This window comes from Pseudoalteromonas sp. SR43-7 (genome assembly GCF_014163785.1).
Classification (GTDB): Bacteria; Pseudomonadota; Gammaproteobacteria; order Enterobacterales; family Alteromonadaceae; genus Pseudoalteromonas; species Pseudoalteromonas distincta.
This window is the reverse complement of record NZ_JACJDY010000011.1, coordinates 1-15,541: the sequence shown is the minus strand read 5'-3', so window position 1 is coordinate 15,541 and position 15,541 is coordinate 1. Positions and strand designations below refer to the sequence as shown.

11 protein-coding genes are annotated in these 15,541 nt (G+C 37.4%); 4 read left to right on the top strand and 7 right to left on the bottom strand.

What is annotated here, in order from left to right:
* Positions 1 to 120: 120 nt before the first annotated feature.
* Both H5087_RS09930 and H5087_RS09925 read right to left on the bottom strand, forming a co-directional pair.
* Positions 121 to 1,122, bottom strand: coding sequence for a CBS domain-containing protein (locus tag H5087_RS09930; protein WP_182671915.1), 1,002 nt, complete (start codon positions 1,120 to 1,122; stop codon positions 121 to 123).
* Positions 1,123 to 1,750: 628 nt separating this feature from the next.
* The gene (locus H5087_RS09925; RefSeq protein WP_182671914.1) at positions 1,751 to 2,896 is read right to left on the bottom strand and encodes a hypothetical protein; all 1,146 of its coding nucleotides are present in this window, start codon (positions 2,894 to 2,896) and stop codon (positions 1,751 to 1,753) included.
* A 213-nt stretch (positions 2,897 to 3,109) separates the two neighbouring features.
* Here H5087_RS09925 and H5087_RS09920 point away from each other — a divergent pair, with 213 nt between their 5' ends.
* Entirely contained in the window at positions 3,110 to 4,423 is a 1,314-nt protein-coding gene (locus tag H5087_RS09920) for a M20/M25/M40 family metallo-hydrolase (protein ID WP_182671913.1), read from the top strand.
* 64 nt (positions 4,424 to 4,487) lie between these two features.
* Here H5087_RS09920 and H5087_RS09915 read toward each other — a convergent pair whose 3' ends face one another.
* The 4 genes from H5087_RS09915 to H5087_RS09900 form a co-directional block, all read right to left on the bottom strand.
* Positions 4,488 to 5,285, bottom strand: a complete 798-nt coding sequence (locus tag H5087_RS09915) for a response regulator (RefSeq protein WP_182671912.1) — start codon at positions 5,283 to 5,285, stop codon at positions 4,488 to 4,490.
* A 121-nt stretch (positions 5,286 to 5,406) separates the two neighbouring features.
* Positions 5,407 to 6,123 carry a Sir2 family NAD-dependent protein deacetylase gene (locus tag H5087_RS09910; protein WP_024597449.1) on the bottom strand — a complete coding sequence of 239 codons (717 nt, stop codon included), beginning with the start codon at positions 6,121 to 6,123 and terminating at the stop codon, positions 5,407 to 5,409.
* Positions 6,120 to 7,136 carry a kelch repeat-containing protein gene (locus H5087_RS09905; RefSeq protein ID WP_182671911.1) on the bottom strand — a complete coding sequence of 339 codons (1,017 nt, stop codon included), beginning with the start codon at positions 7,134 to 7,136 and terminating at the stop codon, positions 6,120 to 6,122. Before H5087_RS09905 ends, H5087_RS09910 begins: the two co-directional genes overlap by 4 nt.
* A gap of 442 nt (positions 7,137 to 7,578) precedes the next feature.
* Positions 7,579 to 8,454 (bottom strand): diguanylate cyclase domain-containing protein, encoded by an 876-nt coding sequence (locus H5087_RS09900; protein WP_182671910.1) that lies wholly within the window; start codon positions 8,452 to 8,454, stop codon positions 7,579 to 7,581.
* Positions 8,455 to 8,942: 488 nt separating this feature from the next.
* On the opposite strand from H5087_RS09900, the gene H5087_RS09895 reads away from it, so the two are divergent.
* The 3 genes from H5087_RS09895 to H5087_RS09885 are packed head-to-tail and all read left to right on the top strand — an operon-like array spanning position 8,943 to position 13,566.
* Positions 8,943 to 11,003 (top strand): TonB-dependent receptor domain-containing protein, encoded by a 2,061-nt coding sequence (locus tag H5087_RS09895; protein ID WP_182671909.1) that lies wholly within the window; start codon positions 8,943 to 8,945, stop codon positions 11,001 to 11,003.
* A gap of 9 nt (positions 11,004 to 11,012) precedes the next feature.
* Positions 11,013 to 11,540 (top strand): YfiR family protein, encoded by a 528-nt coding sequence (locus tag H5087_RS09890; RefSeq protein WP_182671908.1) that lies wholly within the window; start codon positions 11,013 to 11,015, stop codon positions 11,538 to 11,540.
* 4 nt (positions 11,541 to 11,544) lie between these two features.
* Positions 11,545 to 13,566 carry a bifunctional diguanylate cyclase/phosphodiesterase gene (locus H5087_RS09885; protein WP_182671907.1) on the top strand — a complete coding sequence of 674 codons (2,022 nt, stop codon included), beginning with the start codon at positions 11,545 to 11,547 and terminating at the stop codon, positions 13,564 to 13,566.
* A 298-nt stretch (positions 13,567 to 13,864) separates the two neighbouring features.
* On the opposite strand, the gene H5087_RS09880 is transcribed toward H5087_RS09885, so the two are convergent.
* A complete protein-coding gene (locus tag H5087_RS09880) occupies positions 13,865 to 14,500 on the bottom strand; it encodes an isoprenylcysteine carboxylmethyltransferase family protein (protein ID WP_182671906.1) in 636 nt (211 codons plus the stop codon).
* Between the last annotated feature and the right edge of the window lie 1,041 nt (positions 14,501 to 15,541).

The following is a 15,541-nucleotide window of genomic DNA, read 5'->3' as shown; positions in this document are numbered from 1 at the left end:
GATTTTGACTATCAGGTTTAATGCTAATGGTGTTAAACCTGATGTTTTTTTATGCTAAATATTGGCTAGATGCTCATAGAGGGAAAGAAAAGTATTAGCGCTCTAAAGAACTTTTTAGCTTTATATTTGACACTTTTTTATGGCGACTTTAGCTAGCTTATCAAAAAAGGTGGCCGCATTTTGTAGAGTAACAATACTCTCATCTGATTCGTCATCAGGATGAAAGTGCATAACATCATTTCGTGCAATTCTAACTTTTTCAAGAGTTTTTAATACTTCGGACTTACAGAGGTTAATATCAAGTTTCGTCCACAAAATATCATTGGAGAGTACTGTTTTATATTCTGAGAAATTGAGATCTTCTGGCTTCTCAACATTTCTCACATCATCACCATGTTTTGATGCTTTTAATAGCTCCACAGAGGCTAATGAATCTAAAATTTTTCTAATCGCAGCCTCTATCTGTCCAATTAACAAAAATGGCTTCGCTGTTTTATGATACTGAATTGACAGATCTGTTGTAGTCACAGGGCCTTGAATTAATTTTGTACGTTCCCTAACCATAATAAAATCATGCTTGATAATCTGATCAATTGCATCTGTTAGTGGCGTTGTAGCCTCAAGAATCTGTACTCCACTTTTATAACAGTGAGAAACGAGATCGCATTTTTCACCTAATGCCTGTGCTTCACCAATAGTCTGCCAACTGATAAACCCGATTACTTCTCTATCATTTTTCATTACAGGAAGTTGTGAGTAATCGTTAGCAAGCATTTTTGCTATAGCTTCCTTTATAGGGCTTTCAGGTTTAACATAAAGTGGTGTCTGATTTGCTGCATCAAGATGAACTAAACGAGCAGTCATAGAGTCATAATCTGTTCTGGTTTCTTTTCCTTTCGCTGACAGAGAAATCTCAACAGCTCCATCAATCCATGGTTCAGATAAAGAAGGTGTTGTATTTAGGTGGTTCTGAGAAAATGCTCTCTCCATCATTGCATTAACATGAATTCCGCGTCTTTTTGTATTAAACCAAGATAGTATTGTTCTCACAGACTCCGATCGAGGTTTTTTATTTTTTTCTATTTGCTTCTTTAGTTCTTTTAATCGTATATCTATATCCATTTAATATACTCGTATAGTTAAAATGAAACATAACGAGCCTTTAGAATAACTCGTTTTTTATTTGTTTTTGTTGACATACAAACCATAGCTGAGTTCCTATTTTGGTTCAATCTATTACTGTACTTTTGCGCAGCATATAAAAAAAGTCTTTTGATATTGTTTTAATTGGCATTATGGAAGGAGTTACGGGTGTTTAAGTCGCTTTTATTTAGGTTAAAAGGGCTTCCCCTTCTCAATGCATCGTGTATACAGCCCTTCTATATAATGAACAAAGCAGTACAATTGCCGTCGAACTACTGACGATCTATTTTTACTTCCATATTGCTGGCATAACTTAGTTTTTTACGTGCTTTGTTATTTATAAACTGCACTTGCCTCTCTGTTTTAATTTATGGTTTTCGTAGTAATAAAGATGGGTGTCAGCCTAATTTATAGACCCGCCCCATAAGATATAGCCGACGTAGTATTCTTTACTACTGAAGCAAACTAGCGTAACAGCCTGCTCGAAATCTATTTAATACCGACTAATTAAACGTTGGCTGGAGAGCTTAAGCTATCAGGTTTAATAACTATTAAAGCCTGATAGCTTTTACTCTTAATCTACCTAAGTAAAAACTACGATACTTGATCACTTAAGTCTATCGTAGTTTTCTAACCAATAATTAGCCTGCTTAATAAAGTCATCTAGCTTTCTATTTTGTGAATTACATGTATCCAATGTAGATATCCAATATTCCAACTCAGACTCATTATATTGCATTGGGTAAATATCTTTTAGGGTAAAACACATAAAGTTCCACTGCCATTGAAAATCAATATCACCAAATACAATAATTTCAACAATATTAAAATAAAAGTCATCTAAGTTAAAAAAATCGTCAAAAATAATACTCAATATAACAGGTACTTCATGCCTTACTACTTCTACGTTTTTTATACCTAAGTGGCTGGACAATGAATCTATGTGGAGTTTATTACCAACTTTTATCTTTTTTTGTAAGGTATCAAAGTAAGGAGAGGTTTTAATAATGGGCATAATAAGCTCTTCAAACCAACCTAAAATTTCCATGCGCATGCTGGTATCATTGGGTAAAGTTTTATAAGAAGTCACCTCACCTTTACTTATACTAAAGCCTTCTTCGCTATAAGCTCTGTCTCGCAGGACTTCAAACTCTCTAGCAAATGAAGGTAAAAGCAGTTGTGATGCGATTTTTTCAACAATTAAGCTGCACAGTGTTTTCAGGGTATTACTCTTAGTTTGTGATAACTCTAATAAGCTATCAATCTCCTCTCTCAACTCAGCTATGCGCTCTGCCTCATCTTTTGTTAAAGTAGTACTTGAGAGTTGTTCATCAATATCGACCTTTAAGAGCTGCTTAAAAAGTGATTTAATAATAGCTATATATTCATCAAGATGACTTCGCTGAACTGTTAAACCATTTCCTTGATGATAAAGCTTATTCCTTAAACCATGGAAAAACTCGACTCTAGCAAGCTCTTTAGCACTAATACCCTGCCTACTATTTTTAACTCCCTCAATAACACCGTGAAAGCCTTTACGGATAATATTATATCTTTCATCTTCGGGAGTTATTGACCCCGTAATATGTTTTGGTAACCCTAGATAAGTTTTAAGTAGCATTTCAGCACCAACATCTAGCAATAAAAAGGATATTAAATTATCTTCTTCGTTCTGCTTTTCCGCATGATAAATTGCTTCACTAACTATTTTTACAGGTGCTTTTTGCCAAGCATCTAATTTTTTTCTGTCCATAAATACCAAATAAAACTCGATAAAAGCGCTGTACGTATTAACGAATAATTATAAAATGAGTGTAAGGTTATAATTTGATATAACCAACTAGTTAAAGCCTAAGGTACAACATACTTCATATAATAAACCAGCTTTTTCAACTCTCCTCCCTATTGAATCCTGTGTATTTTTACTTCATATTAAATATTCTTATTTCTCACTTATTATGCTGTTATGTCATTTTTAAAATTTAGCCATGCACTTATTTTAACCCTTGCTAGTACCCTACCGCTTACAAGCCATGCGGCGCTTGATAAAAACGAGCGTGAAATAGTAAAACAGGTCGATAAAAATACTCCCCAAGCACTTAAAGAAATAGAGCAAGCCGTAAATATTAATAGTGGTTCGCTTAATATTGAAGGTGTAAAAAAAGTAGGCGCGCTGACAAGCGAGCAACTTAAGGCCATTGGTTTTAAAGTAGAATGGCTGGATGGCAGTGCGTTTAACCGCGCAGGGCATGTACTGGCAACCCATGAGAGTAAAAACCCCGATTCAATAAAAATACTGATGATCGGCCATCTAGATACGGTATTTGCCAAAAACGATAACTTTACAACTTATAAACAGCTTGATGCCGATACAGCCAGTGGCCCAGGCGTTGCCGATATGAAAGGCGGTAACACTATAATAATTACCGCTCTTAAAAGCTTACAGGCCCTTAATTTACTCGAAAATGTAAGCATAAAAGTATTGCTGACTGGCGACGAAGAAAGCAGCGGTCGCCCGCTTAGCTTATCTAAACAAGCTATTGTTGATGCAGCTATTTGGGCTGACGTAGCGCTTGGCTATGAAAATGGCGATAACAATATAAAAACCGCTATGGCGGCGCGCCGTGGCTATACCGGCTGGACGCTAAACGTAACGGCAAATGCAGCGCATTCGTCACAAATATTTAGCGACAGCGTTGGTTATGGCGCTATTTACGAGGCATCACGCATTTTAAATGATTTGAGAGAGCAACTTGCCACGCAACCTAACTTAACATTTAACCCTGGGCTTATTGTGGGCGGTACCAATGCCGACTACGACAGTGCTAATTCGTCAGCAACGGCATTTGGTAAAAGTAATGTAATAGCACAAACCGTGCATGTTGCAGGTGATTTACGCGCACTTTCGCCAAAGCAGGTAGAAAGCGCTAAAAGGGTTATGCTACAAATTGTGGCTAAAAACTTAGATGGCAGTAAAGCAGAACTTATTTTTGAAGACGGTTATCCGCCAATGGCATTAACTGATGGCAATAAAAAGCTATTAGAATTATACAGCGACGCAAGCCACGATTTAGGCTTCAACAAAGTAGTAGCCGCTAATCCACGTAATGCAGGCGCGGCTGATATTTCGTTTGCGGCAAATCATGTTGATATGGCACTTGATGGTTTAGGCTTGATGGGCAGCGGTGCGCACACTAAAAACGAAACAGCCGATTTAACCAGCCTTGATAAAAGCATTAAAAAAACGGCATTACTCATTTATAGATTAGGAAAACTGTAATAGTAAATGTATTTTAAAGATGAGCGTAGGCCAAATAATAACCGACCTACGCTTGTACTTACTTTTAAGACATTATTTTATACAGTAATTCTCGCACTGTGGCTGGTTCAAACGGTTTATCACAAATAGCATCAACTCCCGCTTGAGCAATATTAGCTAGGTGAGTGTCGTTTGCCTCTGAGCTCACCATTAAAATAGGAATATGTGAGTAGCTATTTGAGCTTCTAACGGCTTCTGTTAGTTCTCGCCCGTCCATTTCTGGCATGTTGTAGTCGGTTACTATTAAGTCAAACGGTTGGTTATTCAAGTGCTCAATAGCTTCTTTACCATTTTCAGCTTCTATTGGTGAAGGTATTCCCATCCCCGCAAGTACACGTATTATGTGTTTACGCGCAAAGCGGCTGTCGTCTACCACTAAAACTCGCAGCAACGTTACGTCAAAATGATCAAGTTCTACTTCTTCTTCGCTTATAATATCGAGGGTTGCTTTGAGTGCGCGGGTAATGGCTTTTGCGCTAAAAGGCTTAGGCAAAATAGCCAGCACACCCGATTGGCGTAATTGCTCAAGGTATTTTTTATTACGCTCGCTCGATATAAGCATAAAAGGTTGATGCTCGGTGATAGGGTTTGATCTTATTTCTTGCAATAGTGAGTCGGCTGTCCCGTCAGATAAATACATAGAGCTTATAACTAGATCAGGGTGATAACTTGCTAATAAGCTAAGCGCTTGTGTTTGTGTAGATGCAGTTTCAACTTGTTTTACACCACTTTCTAAAAGCGATTTTATTATTATTTTTTGCTGAACCTCTGAAGGCTCTACAAGTAAAATGGACAAGTTTGCTATTGCAGTTAAGTCGCTCATTCAGATCTCTTTAGTATTGTTATAATCAGGATAATAATAACATTTTTGACTCGTTAATATTATATAAAGAGATTGTAATATTTAAGAAAACATTACCAACCCCTTTAAAATATAGCACTTATTAATTAGATTGAATGTAATCTAATGCATTCATTTTTTTATATGTGACGTTAGCGTGCAAAATATGTGCAGGTTCAGGGTCAACCACTTCAACAGGAATGTCGTAATTTCGGGCTATTTCAATTGCCATTTGCGTAATATTGACGCTAAAAGAGGTACCCATAAATACAATTTTATCGGCGTTGAGCATACGCTGTTGTGCTTGCGTTATTCTGTAAAGCTCGGTGTAGTATTCGTCAAATAATAAAACAAAGGGCTTAAATGAATGGTTTAGCTCAGGCGTTTGGTTTTGAATATTAAATAGCTCAAAAAGAGACTCTTGCAGGCGGCTTTCGTCTACACTATCCCACGGGGTGGCAAGTGGCGTGACAGGCTCACCTTGCTCATGAAATAAGGTCATTTGATCAAGCCTGCCGTGTATCGCTATGTAATTTTTGTTACCCGCTTTGCCATCAAGCCCATCTATGTTTTGAGTAATTAGGTTTTTGTCACTTAGCCAATGGTGTACGTCGTTTGGGCCATGGTTGCGATACGTTGCAAAGCGATGGTAATACCATGCTAAAAACTCTTTTGGGGCGTTTTGGTACATTGCGCGCGTTGCCATTTCCATAGGCGTATAATTTTTACTGCCAATGGTCCAATAACCATCCTCCCCTCTAAAGGTCGGAATACCACTGGCTGCGCTGACTCCCGCTCCTGTAATGTAAAGAGTGTTCACTTTTCAACCTCGTAACCGAGTACGTTAGCGCTTACTTGCTGACTGTTATCAATGCCGCCAATTCGATATAAAACCCCACTGTGCTCAAGTAAACCACGATGATCCATGCTCTTTACTTCAACTGGGGATAAAATCTGCCATTCGTTTTTATCACCACTAAAGCGCCAAACATGATCACTTGCTGGTGCAGGTTTGCCGTCGTAACCTATTGCGCTGTAGTTATATGGGTTATTAGAGCCTGCCATCATATAAATATTGCCATTATAGCTGGTGGCTGCCATTCGATAGTGAGCGCTACCCGTTGGATGTGGCAAGGTACGCCAATCTATTTTTTGTGGATTAGTTGAATCTATTGTGCCCTTTAAGCACTGTGCTACACCTGCAAACGAGCGACGCGAATCAGAATTAGCTTGTGTTTTAACGCCATCACAAATAACAATGGTGTTACCACTAATAGCAGCGGCTTGGCCAAATACAGGCTCACCTAAAAATGGCGAGGCTTGTTGCCATGTATTATTTTGCGTGTCGTATACTTGTACTAAGTTTACGTTGCCGTCGTTATGCCAACCGCTTATTAGATAAATGTAACGCGCTTTGTAGCTCAGCGCGACGCTATCGTCTACGGGTACTGGCATACTCGCAAGATGAGTGTAGGTATCTTTTATTACGTCGTACCTATATACGTCGGGGCTTGAAACTTCAGTATGATCCTCTGCTACCGTATAGCCGCCAAACACATAAGCGTACTCGCCTAAACCGACTGCGGTGCTTGCTAAGCGCCCTTTTAATGGCAAGCTTGAAGGCACACCAGTTTTAGATTGCCACTGTGAATCGCCAACTTTAAGCGCCCACACTTTGTTATGCACTGACGAGTGTTGTTTATCGCGCCCCAGCCCCATAAAGCTTAAAAAGTAGGGCTGATTTTTAACAATAACTTTAGCCACTGCATTATTTGCTACAGGCTCAGGTAAATAGGGAAGGCTTGCTAACGCCAGAGAAAAAAGAAGGCTCATAAGGCAAATAATTTAATAAAAATTAATACGCTCAGATTAAATTATTTTAGCCTTGTGAGCCAGTATTGTTATATCTAAATAATCAAACGCTTTTGATTAGTAACCATATAGTAGGCAATACTAATATGGTTACTAACGTGCGCCGCATTTTGCGCTTCATCAACCATTGCGGTTGTATAATCAGTGACAGATACCTTGCTTTCGCCTGCATCATTAGTAAAAAATGTATTACTGCCGATACGGTAATTGCCTTCATTATCAACCAGGCATAACTTGTGCAGTTTATTTATCGAGAAACTACCACAAACTGCTGTAAGAGCATTTATAGATTTTTTAACGCAGCGCTGGAAAACCGCTATTAAAAATGTGGCGCTAAGTAATGTATTGTAGTTAAGGGCGTTGTGATGATGAGTTGTCTAAGGTGGTAGTTCAGCATGGTTTTTTAAGGTAAATAGGTTACGTTATCTAACCCTTGTTGTTTATTTTTGTACATAGCTTGATCAGCATATTTTATAAGTTCGTGATCTGTTTGGCCGTGCTCTGGGTAGTTTGCAATGCCAATACTGGGGGAAATATTTAGTAGTACATCATCTAACTTAAAGACAGCTTTAAACTCAGTGAGGACTTTACTTTTTATTCTGACGGTTTCGTGGCTAGAACTTAAGTTATCTAAAATAATTAAAAATTCGTCTCCGCCTAAACGCCCTACTGTGTCGTAATGCCTAACCGACGCTGAGAGCCTTTTTGCTATAGCACATAAAAGCTTATCGCCAGTTTCGTGTCCGTGAGTGTCGTTTACTGCTTTAAAGCCATTTATGTCTATAAACAGTAAAGAAAAAAATGTGTTGTTTGTAGTTGCACTAATAATTACTTTTTCAAATCGCTCCATCAATAAAGAGCGATTAGGCAAACCAGTTAACACATCGTGCCGAGCCATGTAATAGAGCTGCTCTTCCATTACTTTTCGCTCAGTTATATCGTGCGCAACTGCAATTCTTACTTGATGTTGCTCTGACCAACGAACAGACCATAATATATGGACTATTTGACCATCTTTTCTCATCCAGCGGTTTTCGAAGCGAGGGTTTACCGTTTCGCCAGACAATAGCGAAGTTACGGCGTTATGCGTTTTGTAATGATCACCTTCGTAAACATAGTTAATCATCTTTTTGCCTACAACTTCGTCGGCCGTATAACCAAAAATTTGCTCAAATGCTGCGCTTACAAAAACAAATGTGCCTTGTTTATCTACCACACAAACGGCATCAAGCATTAAATCGAGTACTGCTTCTACATTAATTAATTCATTTTTTATCATACTTTGGTGCCTTCAAAGCAAAACCAAGCAAATTTAAGTATTCTATATAGCTTTAACAAAAGCAAAGATAATTAAACCACAATCGCAGATAACACAGGGCTAGGTATAAATTGTGCCCATATAATTAATATTACTTTGAGAAGCATGATACGAAATAGTTAAGATTAAATATTTAATAACCGTAAATACTTTGAAGTTATTCTGAAATAGACTAAATTTTAAGTTGTATATAAACATATATTTATCAGTTATTTACATTTTACTGACTCTTTAATAAATATACTTATAAAGTTCATTTAACTATATTTTTACAGTTCAATTGGGCGAAATTAGACCTTTTAACTACTACAAAATTAGCTACCTTGATTTAATCTCACTTATGCTTTTACACTGTTAATGTATGTTAATATTGTGTGATATCACATGTATTGCAAAAACAAAGACTGTTTTTGATTTTTTGATTTTTTGATTGCGCAGGAGACTTTTGGGTGAAAATATCACAACGTTTGTTTTGGCCATTACTTTTTGTTTGCCCTCTCCTAACGGCCGAGCCGTTTGAAGATGAAGACCTCGATCTTGATGCTTTAATGGGCATGGATGTACAAGCAACTTCTGCGATGAAAAGAGCGCAATCAGCATTTGATACCGCTTCATCTATTTATGTATTAAGTAAAGAACAAATTACTAACTCTGGTGCTACATCAGTACCTGATGCACTGAAAATGGTGCCTGGTTTAATTGTACGTCAGCTCGATAACAATCAATGGGCTATTTCATCAAGAGGTATTGCTTCTCGATTTTCTAGCAAACTATTGGTTATGATTGACGGACAAAGCTTATATACCCCAAAATTTGCTGCAGTTTATTGGGAAACACTCAACGTTCCTTTGTATGACATTGAACGCATTGAAGTAATACGCGGACAAGGCGGATTACTTTGGGGTAGTAACGCAAATAATGGCGTAATTAATATCATTACTAAAAACAGTATTGATACTCGCGGTGGATACGCAAACGTAACAACTGGTAATCAAATAAATGTTGATGCAAATCTTCGTTACGGTGGTGATATAAGTAACATAGGCAGCTACCGTGTGTATGGTCATGTAAAAGATGCGAATGAATCAAAAAAAGGGATCTTACTCGCACCTAACGATACAACTAAACAAAATTCTTTAGGTTTTCGGGCTGACTTTACCCCTAATGATGAGTGGTCTGCGCTACTTCAGGGGGACGTTACTCACTCAACACTTGGTCAAAACTACCGAGGTGTTATAGATGAAACCAACGAAAACATTTCATTCTCAGATGATTTAAAGCGAACAGACTCACGCATAATGGCGCGCCTTGAAAACAGAGTGTCGCCCGATGCCAATCAAATGCTACAAATTTCTTGGCTGAAACAAAATGGTTCTCAAGATTATATTAAAGAAGATTTTGAATCGATAGATATTGATTATCAAATGAACTTCATATACCAATCTCTACAGCTAGATTGGGGATTAAACTACCGGTATAACTCTATCTCTTTCGCAGAAAGTGTATTTTTAGATAGCGATAAAAACTTTGATAACCTCAAACAGTTTGGTGCACTTGTTCAAGCTCAATACAATGTGACGCCTGATACACTCGATTTTATTATTGGTACTAAGCTTGATCATAACGATTTAACTGGCTGGGAAAATCAACCGTCAGCAAGACTTATATACAAACCAGTAGATAACCACCTTACTTGGGGTGCTATATCGCGAAGTGTACGTACACCAACATTGATTGAATTTAACGACAACTTTAAAGTTAATGGTACAGAAATTAAAGATCTTACCGGTTTAAGCTCTGGCTTTGGACAAATAGACGAATACCGAATTGCAACCTACCTAAATGGTAACGACAAAGTTAAATCAGAAAACTATCTATCTTATGAATTAGGCTACCGTTTTACTGCTAACGATTGGTCATTGGATCTTTCTACTTATTATACCGATGCTAATAACGTAGCGGTTATTGATATGAATACGCATGCTGAACAATTCACTCCTATACTTGAATTATTTCTAGCAGGGAGAATCCCAGAAGTATATCAAGAACTAACAATGACTCGCATAGATTTAGACTTTGCATCTGTAGCAGACACGACCACTAAAGGGTTCGACCTAGTCGTATCATGGCAACCTGTTGATAATCTCAATACTGAGTTTGGTTATAGTTACACCGATTATAACTACGATTTACCTCCTCGAGTAGAGCCCGCAATCGGCTATGACTCTAAAAACAGGCAGTTATTTGCAAAAGCCGATTATTCTTTTTTAACCAACCATAATGTGTTTGCGACATTGCGCGCAATAAACTCAAATGCATATAACACTGATAATTACACAACGTTAGATGTTAGTTGGAATTGGCAAGCAACACCTGTGTGGTCTACTGCAATTTCGGGTAAAAACCTCTTTGCAGGTTCACATATTGAGTACAATAATACGCGCGAAACCTATACATTACCAAACTATATTGATGAATGTATTACATTTACAATTTCAGCAAATTTCTAAGTTAATTAGATGATTAAATTAAGAAGTTTAATTCACAGTAGCTTAATAACGTTGACACTTCTTAGTGCCAGCGTTTGTGCTGTTGAAAAAGAATACATGCTAAAAGCAGGCTTCTTATATAACTTTGCACGTTTTGGACACTGGGATTATCATGTAGAATCTCTTAATGAATTTATTATTTGTAGCCCTGATAAATACTTTATTGATGCGGCTAACAACGCTTTAAAAAGTCGCACTATAAAAAACTTACCTCTATACAATAAATTAATCACTCTTGATGAAGTAACAACCTCGGCGTGTAACATGCTATTTATTACCTCTGATACATTTATCGAATGGCAAAACGTAACACCTTTAGAGCTGAAAAACGTTATGCTCATTGGTGAAACAGACACATTTATTGAAAATGGCGGTCATATTAGGTTTTTTCTTTCCAGTGGTAAAATTCGCTTTGAAATTGCTCCGAAACAGCTTAAAGATGCAGGCATTACTATGAGCTCAAAAGTGCTACGTCTTGCCCGCGTTGTAGATAGGTAGTGCAATGAAAAAACTATTTGCATTAAATACGATGAGCAAAAAATTACTATTAATCTTAATGAGTGTTGCACTTGTATCAACCGCGACAGTAACCATTGTATTTAGTGCTTATGAAATCACTAGCGCTAAAGAGGAACAAATAGAAAGCTTGGGCTCTCTGTCAAAAATGCTTTCACCGAATATAACTACAGCACTTATGTTTGATGATTTAGATGCAGTGCAAGAGCTTATAAACCCAATACTTATACGATCAGATGTTATTAGTATAATGGTAACAAGTATGACTGGTGAGGAACTTGTTATTGCGCAATCCGAAGATGAAGATATGGAGCAAAGTATTGAAGTAAGTACACCCCTTCAGCTCGATATGCATGATTACGGTATATTAAAAATACGCGCTAACAACAGCTACATTCAAGACAGAATTACTTTTTACTTTAAATTTATAATGATTTTGATGGTATTCACCTTTGCCATCAGCCTAATTTTATCTCTTTTATTAAGGCGTCGCTTTTTAAACCCTATTTTATATCTAGCTCAAACAGCAAATAAAATAACTACATCACACGATTATAGCTTACGCGCTAAACAGCTATCACAAGATGAAGTAGGACAATTAACCTCTTGTTTTAATGCAATGTTATACAACATTGAGCAAAGAGAAAATTCATTAGAAAACCAAGTTAGACTGCGTACTAATGAACTTGAAAATGCGAATATTCAGTTGCAACAATATGCCTACCAAGATGGATTAACCGACTTACCGAACAGGCGTTATTTTTACGAAAAACTACAAAGCTTAGTAAGTATTAAGGGAATGAAGTTCGCCCTTATATTCATAGATTTGGATGGCTTTAAAGAAGTAAATGACAGCCTAGGTCACGACTACGGTGATTTACTCTTACACCAAGTAGCCACAAGACTGCAAAGTTGTATAACGACTAAAGATACAGTCGCACGTTTAGGTGGTGACGAATTTACATTAATTTTAGAGGGTGTAAATAGCCCGGATGAAGCATCAAAAATTGCCGAAGCTGTAAAAAGCAGCTTAATGCAGAGCATTAAAGTAAAAAAAGAGACAGTCTATGTTACTGCAAGCATAGGTTTAACATTTTTCCCTGCTGATGGTTTAACAGTAGAAGAGCTCGTTAGACGCGCTGACCAAGCAATGTATTTATCTAAAAATAAAGGGCGGAATCGGTATGAATTTTTCTCTTATGCTATAGAAGAAAAAGCCACAGAAAAGCGTCGTCTAATAGAGGAGATACGCACTGCAATTGTTAAAAACCAATTTGAATTATTTTACCAACCTATATTTTCAATTGACGGGAAATCAGTACCAAAAGCTGAAGCTCTAATTCGTTGGAATCACCCTGAACGAGGCCTAATAGGGCCAAATGAATTTATACCTGTCGCTGAAAAAAACGGATTAATAAACGATATCGGCCAATGGGTAAAATCTCAAGCAATTCAAGATACTGTCCAATTCAATGTTTTAAGTGAAAAGGCAATTCAAGTCAGTGTGAATACATCACCTCTTGAAATTGACCGTGCTGGTTGCTGGGTGGATGAATGGATTGTAGCAAGTAAAAAGTATCAACTACCTGCAAACACAATTTTAATTGAAGTCACTGAAAATACTTTAATGGATCCCGACTCGTCAATACAACGACAATTAAAACGCTTAAGCACTATTAATATAGATATTGCGATTGACGACTTTGGTGTTGGTTATTCTTCTTTGGCGTATTTACAACGCTTAGATATAGATATTTTAAAAATAGATCGCTCATTTATCAACGATATAGAATCAAACGATAATAGTATTGCTCTCGTGAAAGCTATTATCACTATGGCTCACAATCTAGACGTAATGGTGGTTGCTGAAGGAGTTGAGACACAAAAACAGTATGACCTATTAAAGCAGCTTGCTTGTGATTATATTCAAGGCTACATTTTTTCAAAGGCAATTACTAAACAAGAGTTTATGGAAAAGTATATAATACCAATCCGCAATAATACTTAATCATTTTGCGGGGCTAAACGGGTCGCTACCTGTGTTAAAAAATTCTCATTTACGACTGCATGGATGCAGAAGGTAGAGCAATGCAGGAGCAATTGCCGAGAACAACTAAATAGCAATTTTTTTGCCTAGCTATCAACACGTTTTCCATCCTCAAAATAGATCACTTAATTAAGCGAATTGGTATAAAACAAAAAAAAGTGATCTGATTTATGTCTATCGTGCTAGATTTTAGCAGCCAATACAGAACACTTCTTTACTCTTGCCTTAAAAATCCATGTATTTAAAGCTCAATCCCAAGCTATAACCAGCGAGGGACTAGTTGTTTATACTCTTTATATTCTGTAGAAAAACGATGGGCTAAATGAGCCTCCTCAACTAATGTTTGTCTATATATAGCTGTAAAACCAATAACTAAACAGGTCAAACTAAATATACTAGGTAAGGCTAAAAAGAACCCCACCTGTGCAGCTACAACGCCTAAATACATCGGATTCCTAGAGTATTCATATAATCCTGATGTTTTAAGTTCATGTGGTCCCTTAGGATCAATTCCTGAACGCCAAAGGGCTGCCATATGAAAATGTACAAACATCGTTAAAATAAAGCCTGCGGTCAATAATACATCGCCAAATAATACGCCTGGCCAGCCATTGAGTATTGGGAATAGCCCAAGATAGCTATCTAACTCAGGTACAAACACTCTAATTACACATACAAACCAAATAGCAGCCCTGAAAAATTTAAAAACCATATGGTTCCACCAACTAGTACAAAATTTATCACCGGGATAAATAACGCCTGATGGTGTATTTCGATTTTTATAAATAATTCTAAATGTATAAAATCCGGCAACAAAAGTATAAAAAATAGCTAAGTAAACTCGGGTAAATTCAACTAGCGATGCAGAGTCATCTACAAATGTTTCATAAGGCATTTAAGTTACAGCTCACAATCATTATTGGTAGTAATTTTAAAACAACTAAGCCAATAGATTTAGTTATAAGATCATGAAATCATATTAGTATTCATTGCCCTCATAAACAAGCTAAGTCTGTGGTTAGTTAACGAGTTATAATGAACTAATCAAACTAATTTATAAATTCTGTTTAATACTTCACCTAAACAACTGCTTACACAAACCGAAAACGTAAATTCGGTAGTTCACAATTTTATTTTTATACCAATTAGCTTAATTAAGTGATCTATTTTGCCGCCCTACTCGATGGTGTTGGTATGAGTGTATATTAATTGCCCATATTTGACTTTTCTGCAGATGTAAAAAAGCCCGACTATTTCTAGTCGGGCTCTCTACAATTTGAAGCCTGTGCGCTACGCAATAGGATGTAGTAGTGCCCACAGCGGTGGAGAGCCACAGTGAAATGCTACACTATCATTGTGTCGGGGCGGCCTTCCGTGGGGCTAGCCTTCGAGCTGTTTGGTTTCACTACTTAGTTCGGCATGGGCTCTTGGCTATTTACTAAATCCCAGACAGCAAAAAACCCGTCACATTGCTGTAACGGGTCTCTACAATTTGAAGCCTGATAATGTCGTAGTGCCCACAACGGTGGAGAGCCACAGTGAAATGCTACACTATCTTTGTGTCGCGATATGAGTATATGTTAATTGCGCACATTTTACTTTTATGCAGACGTAAAAAAGCCCGACCATTTCTAGTCGGGCTCTCTACAATGTGAGGTCGGTGCGCTACGCAGTAGAATGTCGTAGTGCCCACAGCGGTAGAAAGTCACATAGCAAATGCTACACTATCGTTGGCCGGAGCTCGCCTTCGAGCTGTTTTGTTTCACTACTTAGTTCGGCATGGGCTCTTGGCTATTTACTAAATCCCAGACAGCAAAAAACCCGTCACATTGCTGTAACGGGTTTCTTTAATTTGAAGCCTGGTAATGTCCTACTTTCACATAGCAAATGCTACACTATCATCGGCGCTGTTTCGTTTCACTACTGAGTTCGGCAT